The sequence below is a fragment of the Pseudomonas putida genome, assembly GCF_016406145.1.
GTDB classification, from domain to species: domain Bacteria; phylum Pseudomonadota; class Gammaproteobacteria; order Pseudomonadales; family Pseudomonadaceae; genus Aquipseudomonas; species Aquipseudomonas putida_E.
In genome coordinates, this window is the sequence record NZ_CP066306.1 from 4,883,387 (window position 1) to 4,904,249 (window position 20,863).

Here is a 20,863-nt window from a genome sequence, read left to right on the forward strand (position 1 = left end):
ATGGGAGGATGGCGTGCGGCGATGCATGCCGCCGAAACGTGTATCGGCAGCCAGGCGCAAAAGATGAGGGCAGGCAGTGCTGCAGCGTGAGGCTGGCCGGGGCCGTTATTTATCCGGCCAGGCCGCCAACGGCCGGCATCAGGCCAGCAGGCCCAGCGACTTGGCCCGTGCCACCGCCTGGGTACGCCGCTCCACCCCGAGTTTGCTGTTGATATGGCTGGCGTGGGTTTTGACCGTGTGCAGCGAGATGAACAGGCGCTCGCTGATCTGCTGGTTCGAGCAGCCTTGGGCGATCAATTCCAGCACTGCCAGCTCACGACCACTCAGCGACTCGCACGTGCCGCTGCCCGGCGCCGCCAGCTCGGGCAGACGAGCCAGCAGCTCGACCTGAACCTTGCAGGCAGGGCGTGCGAGCAACTGCTCGCGAAGCCACAGCGGGTGCAGCTCGATCAACCGCTGAAACGGCTGCATCACCCCGCCTTGGGCCGCTGCCAGGGCCATGGGCAAGCGCTCTGCAGCCTGCGCCTCGCCCCCCTGCTCCAGCAACAAGGCGATCCATTGGCACAGCGCGCTCAGGGTCAGCATCATGCCGCCGCCGACCTGCCCGCGCTCGACCAGGCCGCGCAAGCGCGCTGCGGCATCCTCGCTGCGGCCCTGGATGCGTTCGAGCAAGGCCTGCTGCAATTCGATGTGCAGCGGTAACAACGGGTGGAACTCCGGCGCCGCCGCAGGCTGCTCGCCACCGTAGGTCTGGCCCAGACGCAGCAACCAGGACTCGGCCAGGTCGGTACGCCCCTGCGCCAGCCACAACTCGCACTTCACCAGCGTGATCATGGCCAGGTAGAAGATCGGCGGCACATCCCAGATGTGCATCAGCCTCTCGGCTTCGGCCAACTCGGCGAAGGCGTCGGCGTAGTGCCCTTCGCGGCCGTCGAGGGTAGCGATCACACAGTGGCCTATCAGCACGCTGATATCGCGACAGGCGCGCGCCTCACCCAGCCCCGCACGCAAGCGCGCACGCCCTTGCGCAGGCTGCAGGCGCGTCACTAGCAGGTAACCCTCGTACAAGGTCAGCCGCGCGCGCACGGCATACAGCCGCTGGGCCGAAAGACCCTGGAGGCGTTGCAGACCCTGGCGCACCTCATCCAGCGCGCGCAATGCCTCGCCCCTGGCATGTAGCACCCGGGCACGGTCGTAGTGCGCCAAAGCTTCGAACAAAGGGTTGCCAACCCGCTGGGCCAACTCCAGCGCCTCGCGGTTCCAACCACGCGCTCGCCAGAAGTCGCCATCGGCAATGGCCAGGTTGGACAGCGTCGACAGGCACACCAGACGCTGCCCATAACGTTTGCACGGAAGGCTTTGCAGCGCCTCACCACAATAAGCCAGGGTGCGTTCGCGATCACCGCGGCCACGCGCAATTACCCCGCTCAAGGCCAGCCACTGGGCCAGCATGGACCTTTGCGCGGTGGCTGAAGGTGCCGGCAAAAAGCGGCTTAGGTAGCTTGCCAGCTCTTCGGCTGCGTCCAACTGGCAGGCCAGGCCCAGCGCCCAGCTGTACAGCACGATGAGCCGGGGCGTACTGATCAGCAGGCTGTCGGGCAAGTCCATCTTCCAGCGCAGCAACATGCCGACGTTCTGCTCGGCCAGCAACTGCTCCTCCGACAGGCTCTGCACCAGGTCGGCGGCGACGTCCAGATGGCCGGCCCGCAGGGCTTGCTCCACCGCTTCGTCAAGCAGCCCTTGAGCCTGAAACCAACGGCAGGCACGCAGGTGCAGACGCGCCTGCGGTTCATTGGACTGGCGGCTGCGCAACAGGTCGGAGAACAGGTGATGGTATCGATACCAGTGGCCATGCTCGTCCAGCGGCACCAGAAACACCTGGTGAGCCTGCAGGTAACGAAGGATGGCCGCGCTGTCGTCGCGCTGACGCAGGGCATCGCATAACGCCGCGCAGAAGCGCTCCTGGCACGCAGTGTCGAACAGAAACGCCTGCACGTCCTCAGGCAGGATTTCGATGACTTCTTCCAGCAGATAATCGCGAATCAACCCTTCCCCGCCATGCAGAGCCTGGGGCAGCGCATGCTCGTCGCCTGACTCACTCGCTGCCAGTTGCCAGAACCGCAACCCGGCAACCCAGCCGTCGCTGCGCTGGATCAGGTTGTCCAAGGCCTGCCCGCGCAGGCCTGTAGGCTGGCGACCAAGAACGGCCAGGGCCTCGTCGGGCGTCAGGCGCAGTTCCTGCTCGTTGATTTCGACCAGTTGCCGTGAGAGCCGCAGCCGCGCCAGGTGCCAGTCTGGCCGCTGGCGGCTGGTGACCAGCAACACCAAGCCGCCCGGCAAGTGGTTGAGAAAAAACTGCAGGCAGCGATCGAGCACCGGCCCCTGGGCCAGGTGATAGTCGTCCAGTACCAGCAGCAAGGGTGTATCGGCTTGCAGGTACAACGCCAACTCGTCGAGCAGGCCGTCGATCCATTCCTCGAACGCGAAGGGTTGGTGGCGCTGGCGCATTTTCAACAGGCCCATGGCTTGGCCGCCCAACGCCGGGCAGTACTGCTGCAGACCCTCAAGCAAGCGTTCGAGAAAACGGCCCGGGTCAGCATCGCGCTGGCTGAGCCCAAGCCAGAGGCTGCGCCAATGGTCGGGCAGCGCCTCGCAGAATTCGATGGCCAGGGAGCTCTTGCCGAAGCCTGCCGGGGCATTGACCAGCAACAAACGGCCGCTGAGGCCAGCCTGCAAACGCTGGCACAGGCGCGCACGCGGCACGTGGCCGTGCGGCAGCGGCGGCCGGAAGAAACGCCCGTCCAGCAGGCCCACGGCCTGGCTGGCGACTCCATGCGTACGGGACAAATCAGTCATGGCCGGCTCGTTCTGGTTGGAAGACTACGGCGGTACGGATTGTTCCGAGACTAGCGGGTAACGCGGCGTATTTGAAGATGATGGGCGCAAATGGCCTGTAAAAGACTACGACAAAAAACGACAAGCCTGATGGACAGAGGGCTGGCGCGGGGTTTGGCGAGGTATTCACCCGTTTTATAACTGCGCCGGCCAGTACAACAAGAGGCTGGAACAGAAACGCCCCGGCAAGCCGGGGCGTTCTGGGAGTATCACAAGGTGTGCAGCACTAGCGGTTCATCGAATACCCGACTGGCGCAGCGCAGCAGGCTGGAACTCTGACTTGCTGGCACTGAAGCCGAAGTCGTAGGCGCGCTTCTCTTCGTTCTTCATGCCCAAGGCCAGGTAGCGGCCCGATTGCAGATCGTAGATGGCCTCCAGGGTGTACCACGGTACCTGCACATTGTAGTAGTCCTGGGCATGCGCCTCGGAAACCCGCCATAGCTGGCCGCGGCCGTCATACTGGTCGATCACCGCTGCCTGCCAGGTGTCCTCGTCGATATAGAAGTCGCGCTTGGCATAGATGTGGCGCTGGCCCGGCTTGAGCGTCGCGACCACATGCCAGACCCGGCGCAGCTCATAGCGGGTCAGATCCTGATTGATGTGACCGGCCTTGAGAATGTCGGCGTACTTGAGCTTCGGATCGTCGAGTTTGTAAGCGTTGGAGGCGATGTACATCTCCTTCTTGCCTTCAAGTTTCCAGTCGTAGCGGTCTGGTGCACCGTTGTACATGTCCAGGTTGTCCGAAGTACGCAGGCCGTCGGCTGCGGTACCCGGCCCGTCATAAGACACCTGTGGCGCCTGGCGCACGCGACGCTGGCCGGCGTTGTAGATCCACGCCTTGCGCGGTTCTTTCACCTGGTCGAGGGTTTCATGCACCAGCAGCACGGTACCGGCCAGACGCGCTGGCGCGGTCACTTCCTGTTTGAAGTAGAAGAGGACGTTGCCCGGGTTGTTCGGATCGAAGTCCTTCATCTTGTCGCGGAAGACGAACTGATCAGCGAAGTACACCAGGCTGTAGGAGCCGTTCTGCTGCGGCGTGGCCTGGGTTACCAAGCGGCTAACGCTGCCACCACGGTAGCGGGTGATGTGGTTCCAGATAACCTCAATGCCACTCTTGGGGATCGGAAATGGCACTGCGGTCTGGAAGTTGTTCAGCCCGTTGCCGCCTTCGACCAGCGTGGTCGCGGTGGCATTCTTCTTGATTGCGGCAAACACCTCGTCAGGCACCGTGGAGCCACGATGGGTCTTGTACACCGGGATCTTGAAGGTTTCCGGGTAGCGTTTGAACATCGCCACCTGGCCTGGCGACAGCTTGTCCTTGTACTGGTCAACGTTCTGCGCGGTGATGGTGAACAGTGGCTTGTCGCTGCCATACGGGTCGGAAAGGAAGCCCTTGGCATCGACGCTGCCTGCGGTCTTTGACAACGGTTGCCACGGGCCGATGGAACCGTCGGCGTTACCGGCCTTTTCCGCGCCCATCGGGGTCAGGGTGCTGCCAAGCTTTGCCGCTTCATCGGCGGAAACCGCAGCCATGACGCCGGTTGCCAGCAGGGACAGGCCCAGTACACCGGCTTGCAGCAGACTTCTGGTCTTGTTCATGTCGTGTCGTCCTGGATCTGTGTGCTTAGAAGTTCACGCCGAAGCTGAGGGCGAGGAAGTCGCGATCATCCACGGTGCTGTACTTGCCGTCGAAGAAGTTGGTGTACGAAAGGCTCGCGGTGTAGGTCTGCTGGTACTCGGCGTCCAGCCCAAGGCTGACTGCCTTGCGGCCTTCCTCGAAGTTGCCGCCAGGGCCCGGCGAGTAACCATCGACGTCATGCGACCAGGCTACGCTGGGGCGCAGGTTCACACCGGCAATGACGTTGTTGTAGTCCCAGATAGCGCGAACGCGATAGCCCCAGGAATCAGACGTGGTATAGCCATCGTTCTCGCAGTAGCGCGATACGTTGTTGGCATCGGCGGTGCCCAGGGTACTGCTGTTGAGCGCCTCGCACTGGCCATTGGGCAGAGGCCCCGGGCCGAACACCGGGTCACGCCCGTAGCGCATCTTGGATGTGCTTTCCAGGCCGCCGACGTGGGTCCAGCCGATTTCGCCGACCATGGTCAGCCGCTCCGCCCCCATCACCTGATCGAAGAAGTGGGTGAATGTTGTCTGCAGCTGGGTGATTTCCTTGCGACGATAGCCAGGCTGGTCCGCACCAGGTGTTCCAGGCAACACAGAGACATCCGGATTGAGCGGCGTCAGGCCCGAATAGAGGATATCGGTGGTATTCAACTGCACTGGAGCGTTCGGCCGGTAGCTGACTTCACCACTCCAGGCGGTACCGGTAGGCAGTGTGGTCGAGAAGCTCAGACCATACAGACGGATGTCTTCCGGATACTCCACGTAGTAGCTGGAGTTGCCTGCAACCTGTAACGGCATAAGGCTTGGCAACAGGCTTGCCAGCGCAGCAGACGGCACACCCGCACTGACCAGCGCGCCCGCCAGGCCGCTTGTGCTGTAGTACTGGGCATCGGCACCGCGACCGCTGAAGATTGGCGCACGGCTGTGGTAGTTCATGAAGTAGCCACCGAACTCGGTATTGAGCGGCTCGTACATGTAGCGCAAAGCAACGCCGAACTGACCACTGTCCCGGGCATCGCGGTCCGCGCCACGACGGACGATCACGCCCTCATCGGGGGAGCCGTAACTCACGCCTCGCGCGGCCAGAGTGGCCGCGACCGGCGCAGCCAGCGGCCCAAGCCTGCTGGCCAAGGTGTTCTGCGTGGCCAGCACGGCCAGGTTGTTGTCGCAGCCGTCGGCGATCACGTCGGGCTGGGAGAAGAATGTGCCGCAGTTGTCGACAACGGTCTGGTCCCACTCGATCTGGTAGAAAGCTTCGGTCGACAGGTTGTCGGTGAGGCTTTGCGAGACGTAGAACATGTTGACGGGGATCAGGCCTTCCTTGATTTCAGCCCCTGGCCGACGGAACGCTGAGACGTCGATCGGGTTGACTGCGTTGATGCCGCCACCAATGAACGTACTCTCCCCCCAGCTCACTACCTGCTTGCCCAGACGCACCGAACCTGGTTGATCGCCGATGGCGTAGTTGTGGTAGACGAACGCGTCGAGCAGTTCGGCGCCAGACGATTTGGCGCCCTCCTTGCGGTTTGAATCGCTGATGTCCTTGAACTCGCGGTTCTCGTCCTTGAGTTCGAAGTCGTACCAGTACTTGCCCCGCACGAAGATGCCGGTGTCGCCGTACTTCAGTTCAAGGTCATGGATGCCTTTGAAGATCTTCGAGAAGGTTTCACCTTTCTTGAAGTTGAGGTGACCATCGTCCGAGGTTTGCGAAAGACCCTTGCCGCCGTTGTTGGCGCCGATCAGGTTGCTGTTGGGGTTGGCGGTCGACCAGCTGGCCCCGACGGAGAGCGACGAGTCGAACTGGCCTTCGATTTCCCCGATGTTGAAACTGACCGCGAAAGCAGGGCTTGCGAGCGTGGAAGCAAGGCTGACGGCCAAAGGCAGCTTGGCCCGACGCCAGAACGGGTTTGCAGATGTCATCGACGCTACTCCATGTACTTTTTTGTTATGGCAGTGAGTCCTTTCAAGAACGGCCCGTGCGACCGGTATGCAGGCTTGCGCCCGTGGCGACACGTGTTGCGCGTGTCGCCCTCCCCCATTCCTGAAAATCCCCTGGCCCCGACTATAGCCAGCAGACCAAGGTGCTTGATCCCTCTAAAGTGTGATTTGCACACCCTTGGCCAATTCGCCCTGGCGTGTTCCCAGGTTGCGCACCGGCAGTGCTCAAGCATGGCCGATTTTTACCGATTGGCAAGGTGCCGGCCGCTCTGGTCTGCGGGTCGTGCCCCGGGGTACACGACCCGCAACGCGACTACAGCGTGGAAAGGAAGGCGCTGTTACTGGCCTGCCACTGGACGATGTCCTGGCGGATGCGCTTCTTGTCGAGTTTTCCGACACTGGTCTTGGGAATTTCTGTAACAACGGCGATCTGGCAGGGAATCGCCCACTTGTTGATGTGCCCTTGCTCTACAAACGGTTTGAGGTGCTCCTTCAACGCCTTGGCATCGACGACCTGGCCGTCGCTCACCACCAGCAGGGCAAACGGCCGCTCGCCCCACTGCGGGTCGGCAACCCCAACCACCGCAACCTCGCGCACAGCAGGGTGTCGGCTGATCAGGTCCTCAAGGTCCAGAGAGGAGATCCACTCCCCCCCCGTCTTGATCACGTCCTTGATACGGTCACGGATGTCGATGTAACCCATGCCATCCAGGGTGGCGACGTCACCGGTATGCAGCCAGCCGCCCTGCCACAGCTCCTCGCTTTTCTCCGGCTCCTTGAAGTACCCCATGGTCAACCACGGGGCACGCAGTACCAGTTCGCCTTGGGTCTCGCCGTCGGCCGGAAGGAAATTGCCATCGCCATCGACGATCGCTGCCTCCACCAGCGGCACCGGGACACCTGCCTTGATGCGGTAGGTCACGCGTTCGTCTTCGCTGCCGGCCTGCAGCTCATCGTTCAGGTGCGCGGCAGAAATCAGCGGGCACGTCTCGGACATGCCATAGGCCGCGGTCAGCTGAATGCCCCGGGCCAGCGCCGCTTGATAAAGCGAGCGGTTGAGCGCACTGCCACCGATGATGATCTTCCAGCCGCCGAAGTCCTGGCCTTGGGAGCTGGGACAATTGAGCAACATCTGCAGGATGGTGGGTACGCAGTGCGAGAAGGTGACCTTCTCGTCCCGCCAGAGCTTGATCAGCATGTCGGGCTCGTAGCGGCCCGGGTACACCTGCTTCAGACCGAGCATGGTGGCCGCGTACGGGATGCCCCAGGCATGCACGTGAAACATGGGCGTGATGGGCATGTACACGTCATTGCTGCCAAGCAGGCGGACGCTGTCGATACTGCCGGTCACCGAGGCCTCGGCCAAGGTATGCAGCACCAACTGGCGATGCGTGAAGTAGACGCCCTTAGGGTTTCCTGTGGTGCCGGTGGTGTAAAACGTGGTGGCGACCGAGTTCTCGTCGAAGTCAGGGAAGTCGTAATGCGGGCTGGCCGCCGCGAGCAACTGCTCGTACTCGCCCACCATGTTCGGCAGCTCGGCGGTCTTGTCCGGGGCATCAGTCAGCAGCAGGGTCTTGTCGACCGTGGTCAACTGCCCGGCAATGGCCTGGTAAAGGCCGACAAAATCGCTGTTGACCAGTACGAAGCGGTCCTCGGCGTGGTTCATGGTATAGAGGATTTGCTCAGGCGACAGGCGCACGTTGATGGTGTGCACCACCGCGCCGATCATCGGGATGGCGAACATGCATTCCAGGTAACGGTGGCTGTCCCAATCCATCACCGCCACGGTGTCACCGGCCTTCACCCCGGCTTCGGTCAGCACGTTGGCCAGGCGGGCAATACGCTCGTTGAGCTGTGGATAAGTCAGCCGCAACCGATCGCGGTAGACGATCTCGCGGGTCTTTTCATAGCGGCTGCCGGACATCAGCAGGCGTTTGATCAGCAGAGGAAAGCTGTAGGCGCCCTCGGCGGGCTTGATGATGCGGGTCTGCAGCATGGTTATCCCTTCTTGAAAAGCGAGCCGGACAAGTCTGTGGCCTACTGTAGTTCGCCAATGTGACGGTCAAATCAGCCGAAGGAATGATTTGGCTAGGCGAGGTATGAGTGGCATTGTTCGGTCGATGGATCAACCCTTGCCCTGCCACTGGAGCCGTATCTATGCCCAGCACGCGTCGCGCCGTGTTTCTCGATCATCAATCCCTGGACCTTGGTGACCTCGACCTTTCACCTTTGCAGAGCCAGTTCGACGCGTTCGAACTGTACGACGCCACCCGCCCGGATCAGGTAGCCGAGCGCCTGCAGGGCGCCGTTGCGGTGATCAGCAACAAGGTCATGCTCGACGCCGACGCCCTGTCTGCCAACCCACAGCTCAAGCTGATCCTGGTCGCCGCCACCGGCACCAACAACGTCGACCTCGCTGCCGCCCGCGCCCAGGGCATCACCGTCTGCAATTGCCAAGGCTACGGCACGCCCTCGGTGGCACAGCACACCTTGGCCCTGCTGCTGGCACTGGCCACGCGCCTGTGCGACTACAACCAGGCGGTGGCCGAGGGCCAATGGGCCAAGGCCAGCCAGTTCTGCCTGCTGGACTTCCCGATCGTGGAACTGGAAGGCAAGACCCTTGGCCTGCTCGGCCATGGCGAACTCGGTGGCGCCGTCGCGCGGCTTGCAGAAGCCTTTGGCATGCGCGTGCTGAGCGGGCAGATCCCCGGGCGCCCTGCGCGCAACGATCGCCTGCCGCTGGATGAACTGCTGCCGCAAGTCGATGCCCTGACCCTGCACTGCCCACTCAACGAACACACACGGCACATGATAGGCGCACGTGAGCTGGCATTGCTCAAGCCCGGCGCGCTGGTGGTCAATACTGCACGTGGCGGCCTGATCGACGAGCAGGCCCTGGCCGACACCCTGCGTCGCGGCCATCTGGGCGGCGCCGCCACCGACGTGCTGAGCGTCGAGCCGCCGGTCAACGGCAACCCGCTGCTGGCCGGCGACATCCCGCGCCTGCTGATCACGCCGCACAGCGCCTGGGGCGCGGTGGAGTCGCGCCAGCGCATCGTCGGCCAGCTCAGCGAGAACACCCAGGCATTCTTTGCCGGCCAGCCACGCCGCGTGGTCAGCTGAGCGCAAGGGCAGGCTCTGCTACACTGCGCCACTTTTTTCAGGAGGCGTCGTCCATGGACCCGCGCAGTGAAGTTTTGCTCCGCCAGGCGGACCTGTTCCAGGGTCCACTGCTGATCGCCGGCGCCCCCGCCGATGACCTGCTCGGCCAGTTGCCAAAGGCCAATGCCTGGACCTGGCACGCGGGCGATCAGGCCATGCTTGACGCCCGCTTTGCCGGGCGCAGCCATTACGGCGTCGACGTGCCGCCGGTCGCCTTCGAGGCGGCTGTGCTGTTCCTGCCCAAGTCGCGCGAGCTGGCGGCCTACCTGCTAAACGCACTGGCGTCACGCCTGGGCGGCGGCGAACTCTACCTGGTGGGCGAAAAACGCGGCGGTATCGAAGGCGCAGCCAAGCATTTGCAGGCCCTGGGCAAGCCACGCAAGCTCGACAGTGCCCGGCATTGCCAGCTGTGGCAGGTCACCGTGGACAACGCGCCCGAAGCCAAGCCACTGGAAAGCCTGGCCGAACGCTTCGCGCTTGAACTGGAAGACGGCCCGCTGCAGGTGGTCAGCCTGCCTGGCGTGTTCAGCCACGGCCGTCTGGACCGCGGCACGGCGTTGCTGCTCAAACACCTGGATAACCTGCCAGTGGGCCATGTACTGGACTTCGGCTGTGGTGCCGGCGTACTCGGCGCCACAGTCAAACGCCGTTACCCACAAAGCCGGGTAACGATGCTGGACGTGGACGCCTTCGCCGTGGCCGCCAGCCGCCTGACGCTGGCGGCCAACAAGCTGGAAGGTGAAGTCATCAGTGGCGACGGTATCGATGCTGCGCCAGGCGACTTGAGCCTGATCCTGAGTAACCCGCCGTTTCATACCGGTGTGCACACCAACTACCAGGCATCGGAAAACTTGCTGAAAAAATCAGGACAACATCTGCGAAAAGGTGGCGAAATGCGCTTGGTCGCAAATAGTTTCCTGCGTTATCAGCCACTGATCGAAGGCGCCCTGGGCAACTGCCGGACCTGCGCCGAGGCAGACGGTTTTCGCATCTATCAGGCAACACGTTGATAAAACAGGGCTTGCCCAAAGCGTTTGGGCTAGGCAGAATCCGCACCGTCCTAGGGGAGTAGTCTCCCGCAAGCAACCTGCTTGCCCGGCACGCGTCAACACACTTGGCCCACAGGCCATGGCGCGTGCGACCCACGATCTGCGCAGACGGATCCAGGGTTTGACAAGACCTATGACACGCACACCTTACCCGGGGCGGGGAGGCTGTACGTGTCATAGCCGTGTCGACCCGCCCCCACAGGAATCCTGATGCTGGAATCTCTCCTCGTACCTACCGCGATCGTCGCCCTGGCCGAAATCGGCGACAAGACGCAACTGCTCGCACTCATTCTGGCTGCCCGCTTCCGCAAGCCCTGGCCGATCATCGCCGGCATCATCGCCGCCACCTTGGCCAACCATGCCGCCGCAGGTGCCGTAGGCGCCTGGGTCAGCGGGTTCTTCAGCGAGTCGACGCTGCACTGGATTCTCGCCGCGAGCTTTACCGCCACGGCCCTGTGGACCCTGGTGCCAGACAAGATGGATGATGATGAAAACCCTGCGCGGCGCTTCGGCCCGTTCCTTACTACGCTGATCGCGTTCTTCCTGGCCGAGATCGGTGACAAGACCCAGGTTGCCACGGTGATGCTGGCAGCCCAGTACCCGCACCTGATCATGGTCATCATCGGTACCACGTTAGGCATGCTGATTGCGAACGTACCGGTAGTCCTGGCGGGCAATTTCGCCGCAGAAAAACTGCCGCTTACGCTGATTCGTCGCCTGGCCGCGACGGCCTTCATCGTGCTGGCGATCGTCGCCGTCTACTCGGCAATGAAAACCAGTGGGTGGGTGGGGTAAAGCTGCAAGCTGCAAGAAAGAGCAGATGTACGCGTACTGCTCTTGCTTGTAGCTTGTAGCTTGTAGCTGCTCTTACTTCTTGGCAGCCTGATACAGCGGCATGACCTTGGGAATCGCCGCCTGCAACGAGGCGATCCGGCTGTCAGAGGCCGGGTGAGTGCTCATGAACTCAGGTGGCGCGCCCTCGGACGCCTTGCTCATCTTGTTCCACAAGGTGATCGCGGCATTCGGGTCATAGCCGGCACGCGCCGACAGTTCCAGGCCGATCAGGTCGGCTTCGTTTTCGTTGGCGCGGCTGTTGGGCAGGGTCATGGCGTAGTTCACTACCTGGTCTGCCAGCGCAATGCTGTTCTGGCCAAGGCCAAACAGCGCACCTGCGCCCTGGCGGGCCATTTCCACGCCATAAGCCTTGGACATCGCTTCGCGGCTGTGTTCACGCAAGGCGTGAGCGATTTCATGGCCCACCACGGCGGCAATCTCGGCATCGGTGAGCTTGAGCTGGTCGATCAGGCCGGTGTAGACAATGATCTTGCCGCCAGGGCCGCAGTTGGCGTTGAGCTCATCGCTCTTGATCACATTGACCTCCCACTGCCACTGGGCGGCATCCGGGCGGAATTTCGGCGCCTGGGCGATCAGCCGGTCGGCAATCACCTGCACGCGCCTGGCATCGGCGCTGGACTTGTCCAGCACGCCCTTGTTCGACGCCTCGCCGAGGGTCTGCTGGTACGACTGGGCGTACATCTGGTTGACCTCATCGGTCGAGAGCATGCTGAACATGTACTGCTTGCGCTCGACGCCGACAGCACCGCCGCTGGTGGTATTGACCGCCTGGCAGCCAGCCAGCAGGATGCCAGCACTCAAGAGGCTGACGACAAAAGACTTACGCATGAAAACACTCCCTTTTTACATGCGGGATATCCTAGGCCGAGTCGCCCATGGGCTACCAGAGCCGTAGGGAAGATTTTCTTCGCCCGTATCGGCCCCATCAGGCCGGCGTCAAGCACTCGGGCGCATCCAGCTTCGGGTCATTGACGAAATTCGCCAGCGCCCGCTCACGTAGCGTAGCCGGTGGGCTGGCGAGCAGCTCATGCAAACGCGGCAGCGGTGTTTCAGGGTCCAGCCATGCGGCCTGCCCCGCCTCATCGAGAATCAACGGCCGGCGTTGGTTCATCGCCGCCTGGGTCACCACCGCACAGCTCAGCCACACCTGGTCCTGGACCGGGTAAGCTTCCCATATGGCTGCGAAATACAACGACGAGCCCTCCCCCGGCGTCAACCAGTAAGGGCGTTTGCGCACCGTGCCACGCCATTCGTAAAAGCCGTTGGCTGGCATCAGGCAACGCCGCAGACGTAACGCTTCACGGAACATCGGCTGCTCGGCCAAGGTTTCGGCCCGGGCATGCGCGGGGGTGCGTGAGAGGTCAGTGAGCCAGGCCGGGGTCAGGCCCCAGCGCGCCTTGGCCAATTGCATCTGGCCGTCGACATGGCGCTGGATCAGCACCGAAGCGCCGGGCGAGATATTCCATTGCGCCGGCTGGCCGGCAGGAAAGCCTGGCAGGCTTGCCAGCACCTGGGGCCAGCGAAACAGGGCATAGCGTCCACACATGGGCGATTTCAGAACCTAGCAGATCAAGGTACCGGGATAGCTCTCCGGTTCGTCGCCGACAAGCGGCTGGGCGCCATTGTACGCATCGATCAGCTGCCGTGCGTAACCTGCCTGCTCATCGGCCACTGCGAGCCCGAGCAAGCCTTGCATCGGCAACTCGCCAACACCACCCATCAGGTCACGGCCGACCAGGTGCACCTCGATACCCTCGCTGGCCAGCATGCCAGCGAGCATTTCTGCCTCCAGCAATGTTTCCGGTTCGTAGATCCGCTGCATCAGGCATCGTCCTCGCGTCTGACTTCGAGCATCCATTCGTCGCCGTGCACCTGCAGGATGAACACCACCGGCTGACAACATACCTGGCAGTCTTCGGTATACATCTGGTCGCCACCGGAGATGTCCACGGTGGTTTCCACGCGCTCGCCGCAATAAGGGCAATCGTAGAAGTCGGTTTCCAGCATCGCGGCCTCCGCAGTGACTTATGCGTATAATTGCCGGTCTGTTTACAGGGCCTGCGTGTGTCCGAGCCGTTTTTCGGGCCCCACCCCTACTTTATTACCCTAGCCGTTTCCAACAAGAGAGCATGATGGGCGAATTCGATGCCATCCGACCGTACGACGATGCTGAGGTCCCTGCCGTGCTGGCACGCCTGCTCAGCGACCCGGCATTCCTCGATATCCTCACCCACTTCCGCTTCCCGCGCGCAGCCGGGGCATTCGGCTGGTTGCTCAAGCCGCTGATCGCACGGCGCCTGCGCAAGGAGTTCGCCGGGGTTACCTGCGTGTCCACATTGCAGGACAAGGTCGAATACTACGTCGACCACACCATCGAGCGCGCTACCGACGGGGTCACGTACACAGGCGTCGAGCAACTCAAATCCGGTACCGCCTATCTGTTCCTGGCCAACCACCGTGACATCGTCATGGATCCGGCCTTCGTCAACTACGCGGTGTACCACGCTGGCCTGCCGACGCCACGCATCGCCATTGGCGACAACCTGCTGCAAAAGCCGTTCGTCAGCGACATGATGCGCCTGAACAAGAGCTTCATCGTCCACCGCTCGCTCACTGGCCGGCGCGAAAAGCTCGCGGCTTACCAGCTGCTTTCGGCCTACATCAACCATTCGATCCGCACCGACGGCGCCTCGATCTGGATAGCCCAGGCCGAAGGCCGTGCCAAGGATGGTGATGACCGCACCGACTCGGCCATCCTCAAGATGTTCCACATGAGCCGCAAGGACGAGCCTTTCGGTGCGGTGATCCAGGGCCTTAACCTCACTCCGGTGTCGATCAGCTACGAGTACGACCCCTGCGACCAGGCCAAGGCGCGCGAACTGTATATCCGTGCAACCACCGGCACCTATCAGAAAGCGCCAGGTGAAGACGACAACAGCATCGCCAAGGGCATCACCGGCTACAAGGGCCGTGTACACATCAACTTCGCCCCGCCGGTAACCGCGTTCTACGAGGACACCAAGCAGCTGGCGCAGGAGATCGACCGGCAGATCCTGGGTGGCTACCGACTGTTCCCGGTGCACTACCTGGCCTATGCAATGTGGGGCGAAAAGGATGAGGCACTGCAGGTGCCGAGCGCCGAGAAGCTGTTCCCGGCAGAGGAGCTGGCAAAAGCCAAGGAAGAATGGCAACGCCGCCTGGACGCCTGCCCGCAGGAGCAGCGGCCATACCTGGTGTTGCAATACGCCACGCCGGTGCGCAACCAGTATCAGGTCAGACAACAGGCGCCGGTAGCCTGATCACAGGGGCCGCTTGGCGGCCCCGCATGTTTCAGATCCAGGTACTGAACCAGGACAGCAGCAAGGCCATCGCCAGGCAGGAAAAGCCGAGAATGTAGTAATAGCGCGGCACCCGCTGGTCGAATGCATCCACCAGCCCGTCATCCACTGCCAGGCTCTCGCGGGTGATAGCCTGGCGACGCCGTGCACTGTGCAGCAGCAACCCGCCCGGGCAGGTCATCAACAGTGCCAGCAGATTGATCAGCTTGGTCGGATGGGCGGCCAGAACCCCCCAGAGCACTTGCAAGGACATCACGCAACCTCGGTCAGAACGTCAGCGAAGGCCGGCATTCTACCGAAGGCCGGCCCCAACGCCTGAACTTGGCGACAAAGTGTCACTAAATTTCATCTGTCACACGCTCGTCATCAGGGCAGGCCACCCTGTCGGCCTTTTCCCGAACCGGAGCGAGTTCATGCTGCACGCCGAAAATCAGGATCGCCTCTATCTCGTTGCCCAGAGCGATGAACAGCAGGCGTTGATCGATGGTTTTGCCATCAATGTCCAGGACCGCCAGTGGCTGGTGTATTGCGCCCTGGGCGGACATGCGCATGAGCATTTGCCAGAGGTGGACCTGCTGACGGGCGTGAGCGTGCTGGATTTTCATATCGAAGCGGCCTGAGGCCTTCGAAAAACCAAAAAAAACCCGCTGCCTGGCACGCAGGCAGCGGGTTTGTTCTCGGTACAGCGAAAAGCTTATTCGCCCAGTACCTGGCCGATGGTCGGGTCCTTGAACAAGCGAGTCAACGCATCGCTCAACACATCCCCCACCAGCTTGGTGTTGGTTTCCTGGTTGGGCGCCATGCCGAAGCGCTGGTCCAACGAGGCGCCGTAGCGGCCGCTGTAACGGCGGTTAGCGTTCGACACATCAGCACGGAAGGTGGCGCCGATGGTGGCCTCTGTCACGTACAGGTTTTCCTTGGGCGACTGGTACTTCAGCTCGGCCAGGGTCACGGTCAGCTGCGGCGCGTTGGAGGCGCTGGCCGAAGGGGTGAAGCCCAACAGGCGTACGGCCGCCTCGGCCTGAGCCTGCAGTTTGGGCACGATGTCATTGCCATTGACGCTGATGGTGCTGGTCTCGGGGTACATGCCACCACGAGTGCCCAGGGACTGCGAAGCCCGGCCGTCCACCACCTTGACCACCACCGGCTGGCCATGGCCGACCGGGGCGAGCTGGGCGTTGAGCTTGGGTTGCGGGCTGAGTTGTTGCGGGCTGTGGGCACAACCGACCAGGCTCAGGCTGGCCACGGCAAGCAAACCGAACAACAGACGTTGCAACATGCGTGTTTCTCCAGAAAATGCGGCAAAGGCTCACAGTATACCTAGCGGCAAGCTACAAGCGGCAAGCTACAAGTAAAAGCAGACCGCACGGGGCGCAGGCGTCTTCTCGAGGCTTGCCGGTTGAAGCCAGGCCCTTGTGTCACACTTGGTTCATGGTCCTGCTGTTATCCTCGCCGCAAGCCCTAACACACAGGACTCGACACCATGGCCTCGCTCTGGACCCTGCTCTTCCAACGCCCGCGCCACAATACCTATGCCCGCCTCGATGGCGACGGCAACTGCCTGGGATTCAAGCAATGCAGCCAGCCGCCAGGCAGCAGCGGCTGGGTGCAGGTCAAAGAAATTCAGCTTGCCTGGCTGGGCCGCCCACTGCCCGCCAGCGCCCGGGTTTGCGCCCATGCAAGCCACCATTGGCAGCGGCGCACCCTGCCGGCCTGACAAACGCTGCAATAAAAAGCACGAATAACGACCTTTCTGCCCGCGACATCGTTATAATCTCCCCCCGATTATAAGGACGTCTCCTGATCGGGCCCCGCATTTGCCGTTTGACCCCGGCACCTTCACCGCTTCGCCCACAGAGAGCCTTCCACTCAGGTCTTGCATCGGCTGTCGTGCCTGCTTTTCCGGCCCTTCGCACTGCATGAACCTGCGGGTTGCCATCGCGCAGTCCCCTTTTGAGGTTCACGTCTCCAAAAGAGCGTGAAAAAAACGGTTTTCACAACTTCACGAGAGTGTGGCGAGCAAATGAACAGTCTGGCATGTGCAATAGCGACAGATGTGTCCCGAACAGCCCTGAACAGGCGGCTGATACGCTCATTTCACATGGGCGTCTGAATCCGTTCCATAACGCACGCACGACACCTTGACCATAAGTCGAATTGCCGCACCTGTGGCAAACGGCGTTCAATATACGAACCCGAAGACTGATTTGGCGGTGTCCGCGGAAGTTGCAAGAACTGCGAAGAGTCGGACATGGCGATCCTGGCACACCTGGGGTCCTATGCTGTCAATTAGGTAGCTGTAGATTGTGGAGACGCGTTAATGGCGCAGAACGAATCGGTTGATGTAGTACTGGTAGGCGCGGGCATCATGAGTGCCACCCTGGCCGTACTGCTCAAGGAGCTCGACCCGACCCTGAAGCTTGAGGTCGTCGAGGCGATGGACTCCGGGGCCGCGGAAAGCTCCAACCCCTGGAACAATGCAGGCACCGGCCATGCCGGCCTGTGCGAGCTGAACTACACGCCCCAGGCCGCCGATGGCAGCATCGACATCAAGAAGGCCGTGCACATCAATACCCAGTTCGAGGTGTCGCGCCAGTTCTGGGCTTACCTGAGCAAAAAAGGCAATTTCGGCCCGGCCCGTGCCTTCATCAACCCTGTCCCGCACCTGAGCTACGTCGAAGGTGACAAGGGGGTTTCCTTCCTCAAGAAGCGTTTCGAGCTGCTCAAGCAGCACCACGCCTTCGCCGAGATGGAATACACCGAAGACAAGGCGGTGATGAATGAGTGGATGCCGCTGATGATGCCCGGCCGCCCGGCCGACCAGCACATCGCCGCCACCCGCGTGACCAAAGGTACCGACGTCAACTTCGGCGCACTGACCAACAAGCTGCTCAAGCTGCTGGGCGACTCGCAGAATGCGCAGGTCAAGTACAGCAAGAAGGTCGTCGGCCTGCGCCGTAACGGCGCTGGCTGGACCGTCAGCATCAAGGACGTCAACAGCGGCGGCAGCCGTGAAGTGGACGCCCGCTTCGTGTTCCTCGGCGCCGGCGGTGCGGCACTGCCGCTACTGCAACTGTCCGGCATCCCGGAGAGCAAAGGCTTCGGCGGCTTCCCGGTAAGCGGCCAGTGGCTGCGCTGCGACAACCCGGAAATCGTCAAGCAGCACCAGGCCAAGGTCTACAGCCAGGCAGCCGTTGGCGCGCCGCCAATGTCGGTGCCGCACCTGGACACCCGCGTGGTGGACGGCAAGACATCGCTGCTGTTCGGCCCCTACGCCGGCTTCACCACCAAGTTCCTCAAGCACGGCTCGTTGATGGACCTGCCGCTGTCGGTGCGCATGGGCAACATCGGCCCGATGCTGGCCGTGGCCCGCGACAACATGGACCTGACCAAGTACCTGGTCAGCGAAGTGATGCAGTCGATGGAGCAGCGCCTCGAGTCGCTGCGCCGCTTCTACCCGCAGGCCAAGGCTGAAGACTGGCGCCTGGAAGTGGCTGGCCAGCGCGTGCAGATCATCAAGAAGGACCCGAAAAAAGGCGGCATCCTGCAGTTCGGTACCGAGTTGGTGTCGGCACAGGACGGCAGTATCGCGGCACTGCTCGGCGCATCCCCTGGCGCTTCGGTGACCGTGTCGATCATGCTTGAACTGATCGAGCGCTGCTTCCCCGAGCAGGCCAAGGGTGCCTGGGCTGCCAAGCTCAAGGAAATCTTCCCGGCTCGCGAGAAGACCTTGGCCACCGATGCAGCCCTGTACCACAAGATCAGTGCCGAAAACGATGAGGCGCTGGACCTGGTAGAGAACAGTCCGGCCAAGCACTACGCCTAACGCCCCTCGGGGTAATGCCAGTCAGGTAAGCGATCCAGGGCCGCTTTGCGGCCCATCGCCGGCAAGCCAGCTCCTACAGATACGGCGCAGAACTCAAGAACTGCGCCGCAGTGATAACGCTAACTGACTGGCAATACCCCTAGGGCGTTTCTTTGTGGCTGGGATCTATCAGCCCCGGGCTTTTTCGATGATCTCGATGTATTCAGCCGCGTTGCGCTGGTCGGCGATCACTTCGACGAAGGTCTTGCCCTGTTCGTCTTTGCCATCCAGGTCCAGCCCGGCTTCGACGAAGAACCCTACGAAGCGCTCGAAATCGTCGACACGCAGGCCGCGGTAAGCCTTGATCAGCTTGTGCTGAGAAGGCGAGGTCACACCATCTGCAGGCTCAAACTGGAGGAACGACTTGACGTAGTCGTCGCTGATTTCGTCACCAATCACCTGCTTCTTGTCTTTGCGCATTGCCGGCTCCAACTGGACCATCACGAATTTCGAAGGACGGCAGTTTACCCCCCACCCGCGCAACGTCTCAACGCGTACGTACGGTACCCGTGTGCAAGTCGGCCCAGACGTGGCCGTTGGAGTAGGTCAGAAATTGTACGTACACCGTCTCGTTGCGCAGCAGGTCCATGATCACGCGGTAGTCGCTGACCGGATAGTTCAGGCTCAAAGTGCGGGTCTTGTCGTCATACAGCGGTTTTTTCAGGCTCTTGCCCGCCTCGCCATCGAATGTGAGCAACACCTGGCTGATGGTCGCACCTTTACTCAGCGGCTTGCCTTTGAGGCGCATCTGCAGGGAGGCTGTGATCGGAATTGGCTGTTGATCAGACTGGCGCTGCGCCCCAACCACTACCGAGTAATCGGTTACCTGCAACAGTTGCTGGCCTGTCGGCGCTTCCTGGCGCAGGGACTGGTCATCGGGCGGGAGAAACTGGCTGTGCAGCGGTGCGGCGGCAAGGGGCAGGCTGACTGCCAGCAGCAGGGGTAGAATCGCACGCATGTGAGGCTCCTTGGCATGAAGGAGCACTCTAGCATGCTGAACAACGGGGGCTGTCAATCGAACTGCGCGAGCATCCAGGCGTGATACCGGGCGACACCTTCTTCGCCTTCACGCGGCGCCCAAGGGGCCTGCTCGTCGTCGGCCAACTGCCGGTACGGGCCGGCCTTGCACTCGAACAGAATGCTGTCTGCCTCGAGCACCACCAGGGAATGGAAGATGCCCGGGCGCAGGTCCACGCCAAGGCACTCGCCACCGGCTTCAAGGACGCGCTTGTCGACCACTGCACCGTGCTCATCGAACATCAGCAGCCCCAAGCGGCCTTTGAGCGCCAACAAAGTCTCGGCCTTGTCCTCGCTCAGGTGCCGGTGAGGCGCAATGTAGGTGGACGGCTGCAAGCCCACCGCCAAGCGGTGACAGGGGTCTTGCATTTCATGGAAGTTGTGATGGTAGCGACCACGCGGTGCGTCGGCGGCTTTCTGCGCCAGCCCGGCAAACAACGCTTGGTCGATGAAAGCAGGCTGGCTCATGATCACAGTCCCTTGACGGCAAAGATGCCGTTCGCGTTACGCCAGTAACCTTTATAGTCCATGCCATAACCAAAGATATAGCGATCGATGCACGGCAGGCCCACATAGCTGGCCTTCAGATCCGGGCTGGCCTTGCGGTCATGGTCTTTGTCGATCAGCACTGCAGTGTGCACCGAGCGGGCGCCGGCATGTTTGCAGAACTCGATGATGGCGCTGAGGGTGTGACCCTCGTCGAGGATATCGTCGACGATCAGCACGTCACGGTCGATGAACGACACTTCAGGCTTGGCCTTCCAGAACAGCTCACCGCCACTGGTCTGGTTGCGGTAGCGGGTGGCATGCAGGTACGAGGCCTCCAGCGGGAACTGCAGGTGGGTCAACAGTTTGCCAGCGAAGATCAGGCCGCCGTTCATTACACAGAACACCACCGGGTTCTTGTCGTGCAGGTCTTTGCAGATCTGCTCGCCAACCTTGGCAATGGCCGCTTCGACTTCGGCTTCGTTGTACAGGCAGTCTGCCTCGCGCATGACTTGACGGATGTGCTCGAGATCAGCGGACATTGCGCTCTCCAGGGGGATTTTGGAAAAGCGGGCAAAGGTACGCATCCGCTCGTCACAGATCAAGCATTTATGGACTAACGTGCAAAAGGACT

Annotated in this window: 21 protein-coding genes and 1 riboswitch; of the genes, 7 read left to right on the forward strand and 14 right to left on the reverse strand. The window is 61.9% G+C overall.

Annotation, left to right across the window (positions count from 1 at the left end; translation table 11 throughout):
- Positions 1-138: 138 nt before the first annotated feature.
- The 4 genes from JET17_RS22495 to JET17_RS22510 form a co-directional block, all read right to left on the reverse strand.
- Positions 139-2,856 (reverse strand): LuxR C-terminal-related transcriptional regulator, encoded by a 2,718-nt coding sequence (locus tag JET17_RS22495; protein ID WP_012316228.1) that lies wholly within the window; start codon positions 2,854-2,856, stop codon positions 139-141.
- Between the two features lie 273 nt (positions 2,857-3,129).
- Entirely contained in the window at positions 3,130-4,494 is a 1,365-nt protein-coding gene (locus tag JET17_RS22500; protein ID WP_012316229.1) for a DUF1329 domain-containing protein, read from the reverse strand.
- 25 nt (positions 4,495-4,519) lie between these two features.
- Complete coding sequence (locus JET17_RS22505; protein ID WP_012316230.1) at positions 4,520-6,439, reverse strand: DUF1302 domain-containing protein; 1,920 nt, start codon at positions 6,437-6,439, stop codon at positions 4,520-4,522.
- A gap of 331 nt (positions 6,440-6,770) precedes the next feature.
- Positions 6,771-8,453, reverse strand: coding sequence for a fatty acid--CoA ligase (locus JET17_RS22510; RefSeq protein ID WP_012316231.1), 1,683 nt, complete (start codon positions 8,451-8,453; stop codon positions 6,771-6,773).
- A gap of 161 nt (positions 8,454-8,614) precedes the next feature.
- Here JET17_RS22510 and JET17_RS22515 point away from each other — a divergent pair, with 161 nt between their 5' ends.
- The 3 genes from JET17_RS22515 to JET17_RS22525 all read left to right on the forward strand — a co-directional run bounded on the left by JET17_RS22515 (position 8,615) and on the right by JET17_RS22525 (position 11,463).
- Complete coding sequence (locus JET17_RS22515) at positions 8,615-9,580, forward strand: 2-hydroxyacid dehydrogenase (RefSeq protein WP_012316232.1); 966 nt, start codon at positions 8,615-8,617, stop codon at positions 9,578-9,580.
- A gap of 53 nt (positions 9,581-9,633) precedes the next feature.
- Positions 9,634-10,629 carry a class I SAM-dependent methyltransferase gene (locus JET17_RS22520; RefSeq protein WP_012316233.1) on the forward strand — a complete coding sequence of 332 codons (996 nt, stop codon included), beginning with the start codon at positions 9,634-9,636 and terminating at the stop codon, positions 10,627-10,629.
- A 41-nt stretch (positions 10,630-10,670) separates the two neighbouring features.
- Positions 10,671-10,790, forward strand: a riboswitch (yybP-ykoY riboswitch).
- Positions 10,791-10,881: 91 nt separating this feature from the next.
- A complete protein-coding gene (locus tag JET17_RS22525) occupies positions 10,882-11,463 on the forward strand; it encodes a TMEM165/GDT1 family protein (protein ID WP_174141606.1) in 582 nt (193 codons plus the stop codon).
- Positions 11,464-11,535: 72 nt separating this feature from the next.
- On the opposite strand, the gene JET17_RS22530 is transcribed toward JET17_RS22525, so the two are convergent.
- The 4 genes from JET17_RS22530 to JET17_RS22545 form a co-directional block, all read right to left on the reverse strand.
- Positions 11,536-12,351, reverse strand: coding sequence for a M48 family metallopeptidase (locus tag JET17_RS22530; protein WP_012316235.1), 816 nt, complete (start codon positions 12,349-12,351; stop codon positions 11,536-11,538).
- Positions 12,352-12,448: 97 nt separating this feature from the next.
- Positions 12,449-13,069 (reverse strand): SOS response-associated peptidase, encoded by a 621-nt coding sequence (locus JET17_RS22535; RefSeq protein ID WP_012316236.1) that lies wholly within the window; start codon positions 13,067-13,069, stop codon positions 12,449-12,451.
- Positions 13,070-13,084: 15 nt separating this feature from the next.
- Positions 13,085-13,345: a putative signal transducing protein gene (locus JET17_RS22540; RefSeq protein WP_012316237.1), complete on the reverse strand. Its 261-nt coding sequence runs from the start codon at positions 13,343-13,345 to the stop codon at positions 13,085-13,087.
- Positions 13,345-13,530 (reverse strand): CPXCG motif-containing cysteine-rich protein, encoded by a 186-nt coding sequence (locus JET17_RS22545; protein ID WP_012316238.1) that lies wholly within the window; start codon positions 13,528-13,530, stop codon positions 13,345-13,347. The genes JET17_RS22540 and JET17_RS22545 overlap by 1 nt, the downstream gene beginning before the upstream one ends.
- Before the next feature lie 122 nt (positions 13,531-13,652).
- Here JET17_RS22545 and JET17_RS22550 point away from each other — a divergent pair, with 122 nt between their 5' ends.
- On the forward strand, positions 13,653-14,822 hold the full coding sequence (locus JET17_RS22550; RefSeq protein ID WP_012316239.1) for a 1-acyl-sn-glycerol-3-phosphate acyltransferase: 1,170 nt from the start codon (positions 13,653-13,655) through the stop codon (positions 14,820-14,822).
- Between the two features lie 31 nt (positions 14,823-14,853).
- Here the strand turns inward: JET17_RS22550 and JET17_RS22555 are convergent, their stop codons facing one another.
- The gene (locus JET17_RS22555) at positions 14,854-15,114 is read right to left on the reverse strand and encodes a hypothetical protein (protein ID WP_012316240.1); all 261 of its coding nucleotides are present in this window, start codon (positions 15,112-15,114) and stop codon (positions 14,854-14,856) included.
- A gap of 160 nt (positions 15,115-15,274) precedes the next feature.
- Between JET17_RS22555 and JET17_RS22560 the strand changes: the two genes are divergently transcribed.
- On the forward strand, positions 15,275-15,481 hold the full coding sequence (locus JET17_RS22560) for a hypothetical protein (RefSeq protein WP_012316241.1): 207 nt from the start codon (positions 15,275-15,277) through the stop codon (positions 15,479-15,481).
- 74 nt (positions 15,482-15,555) lie between these two features.
- Here the strand turns inward: JET17_RS22560 and JET17_RS22565 are convergent, their stop codons facing one another.
- Entirely contained in the window at positions 15,556-16,140 is a 585-nt protein-coding gene (locus tag JET17_RS22565) for a YajG family lipoprotein (RefSeq protein ID WP_012316242.1), read from the reverse strand.
- A 204-nt stretch (positions 16,141-16,344) separates the two neighbouring features.
- Here JET17_RS22565 and JET17_RS22570 point away from each other — a divergent pair, with 204 nt between their 5' ends.
- A complete protein-coding gene (locus JET17_RS22570) occupies positions 16,345-16,578 on the forward strand; it encodes a hypothetical protein (RefSeq protein WP_012316243.1) in 234 nt (77 codons plus the stop codon).
- 603 nt (positions 16,579-17,181) lie between these two features.
- Complete coding sequence (gene mqo / locus JET17_RS22575) at positions 17,182-18,687, forward strand: malate dehydrogenase (quinone) (RefSeq protein ID WP_012316244.1); 1,506 nt, start codon at positions 17,182-17,184, stop codon at positions 18,685-18,687.
- A 168-nt stretch (positions 18,688-18,855) separates the two neighbouring features.
- Here mqo and JET17_RS22580 read toward each other — a convergent pair whose 3' ends face one another.
- The 4 genes from JET17_RS22580 to JET17_RS22595 all read right to left on the reverse strand — a co-directional run bounded on the left by JET17_RS22580 (position 18,856) and on the right by JET17_RS22595 (position 20,771).
- Complete coding sequence (locus tag JET17_RS22580; RefSeq protein ID WP_012316245.1) at positions 18,856-19,146, reverse strand: PA4642 family protein; 291 nt, start codon at positions 19,144-19,146, stop codon at positions 18,856-18,858.
- Positions 19,147-19,213: 67 nt separating this feature from the next.
- Positions 19,214-19,684 carry a hypothetical protein gene (locus JET17_RS22585; protein ID WP_012316246.1) on the reverse strand — a complete coding sequence of 157 codons (471 nt, stop codon included), beginning with the start codon at positions 19,682-19,684 and terminating at the stop codon, positions 19,214-19,216.
- Between the two features lie 53 nt (positions 19,685-19,737).
- Entirely contained in the window at positions 19,738-20,211 is a 474-nt protein-coding gene (locus JET17_RS22590; protein WP_012316247.1) for a WbuC family cupin fold metalloprotein, read from the reverse strand.
- A gap of 2 nt (positions 20,212-20,213) precedes the next feature.
- Positions 20,214-20,771: a hypoxanthine-guanine phosphoribosyltransferase gene (locus tag JET17_RS22595; protein WP_012316248.1), complete on the reverse strand. Its 558-nt coding sequence runs from the start codon at positions 20,769-20,771 to the stop codon at positions 20,214-20,216.
- Positions 20,772-20,863 lie beyond the last annotated feature (92 nt).

What these genes read in the sequence shown, in the direction of transcription:
- JET17_RS22495 (WP_012316228.1), bottom strand. Translation starts at nt 2,856, where the DNA reads ATGACTGATTTGTCCCGTACGCATGGAGTCGCCAGCCAGGCCGTGGGC.
- JET17_RS22500 (WP_012316229.1), bottom strand. Translation starts at nt 4,494, where the DNA reads ATGAACAAGACCAGAAGTCTGCTGCAAGCCGGTGTACTGGGCCTGTCC.
- JET17_RS22505 (WP_012316230.1), bottom strand. Translation starts at nt 6,439, where the DNA reads ATGACATCTGCAAACCCGTTCTGGCGTCGGGCCAAGCTGCCTTTGGCC.
- JET17_RS22510 (WP_012316231.1), bottom strand. Translation starts at nt 8,453, where the DNA reads ATGCTGCAGACCCGCATCATCAAGCCCGCCGAGGGCGCCTACAGCTTT.
- JET17_RS22515 (WP_012316232.1), top strand. Translation starts at nt 8,615, where the DNA reads ATGCCCAGCACGCGTCGCGCCGTGTTTCTCGATCATCAATCCCTGGAC.
- JET17_RS22520 (WP_012316233.1), top strand. Translation starts at nt 9,634, where the DNA reads ATGGACCCGCGCAGTGAAGTTTTGCTCCGCCAGGCGGACCTGTTCCAG.
- JET17_RS22530 (WP_012316235.1), bottom strand. Translation starts at nt 12,351, where the DNA reads ATGCGTAAGTCTTTTGTCGTCAGCCTCTTGAGTGCTGGCATCCTGCTG.
- JET17_RS22535 (WP_012316236.1), bottom strand. Translation starts at nt 13,069, where the DNA reads ATGTGTGGACGCTATGCCCTGTTTCGCTGGCCCCAGGTGCTGGCAAGC.
- JET17_RS22540 (WP_012316237.1), bottom strand. Translation starts at nt 13,345, where the DNA reads ATGCAGCGGATCTACGAACCGGAAACATTGCTGGAGGCAGAAATGCTC.
- JET17_RS22545 (WP_012316238.1), bottom strand. Translation starts at nt 13,530, where the DNA reads ATGCTGGAAACCGACTTCTACGATTGCCCTTATTGCGGCGAGCGCGTG.
- JET17_RS22550 (WP_012316239.1), top strand. Translation starts at nt 13,653, where the DNA reads ATGATGGGCGAATTCGATGCCATCCGACCGTACGACGATGCTGAGGTC.
- JET17_RS22555 (WP_012316240.1), bottom strand. Translation starts at nt 15,114, where the DNA reads ATGTCCTTGCAAGTGCTCTGGGGGGTTCTGGCCGCCCATCCGACCAAG.
- JET17_RS22560 (WP_012316241.1), top strand. Translation starts at nt 15,275, where the DNA reads ATGCTGCACGCCGAAAATCAGGATCGCCTCTATCTCGTTGCCCAGAGC.
- JET17_RS22565 (WP_012316242.1), bottom strand. Translation starts at nt 16,140, where the DNA reads ATGTTGCAACGTCTGTTGTTCGGTTTGCTTGCCGTGGCCAGCCTGAGC.
- JET17_RS22570 (WP_012316243.1), top strand. Translation starts at nt 16,345, where the DNA reads ATGGCCTCGCTCTGGACCCTGCTCTTCCAACGCCCGCGCCACAATACC.
- mqo (WP_012316244.1), top strand. Translation starts at nt 17,182, where the DNA reads ATGGCGCAGAACGAATCGGTTGATGTAGTACTGGTAGGCGCGGGCATC.
- JET17_RS22580 (WP_012316245.1), bottom strand. Translation starts at nt 19,146, where the DNA reads ATGCGCAAAGACAAGAAGCAGGTGATTGGTGACGAAATCAGCGACGAC.
- JET17_RS22585 (WP_012316246.1), bottom strand. Translation starts at nt 19,684, where the DNA reads ATGCGTGCGATTCTACCCCTGCTGCTGGCAGTCAGCCTGCCCCTTGCC.
- JET17_RS22590 (WP_012316247.1), bottom strand. Translation starts at nt 20,211, where the DNA reads ATGAGCCAGCCTGCTTTCATCGACCAAGCGTTGTTTGCCGGGCTGGCG.
- JET17_RS22595 (WP_012316248.1), bottom strand. Translation starts at nt 20,771, where the DNA reads ATGTCCGCTGATCTCGAGCACATCCGTCAAGTCATGCGCGAGGCAGAC.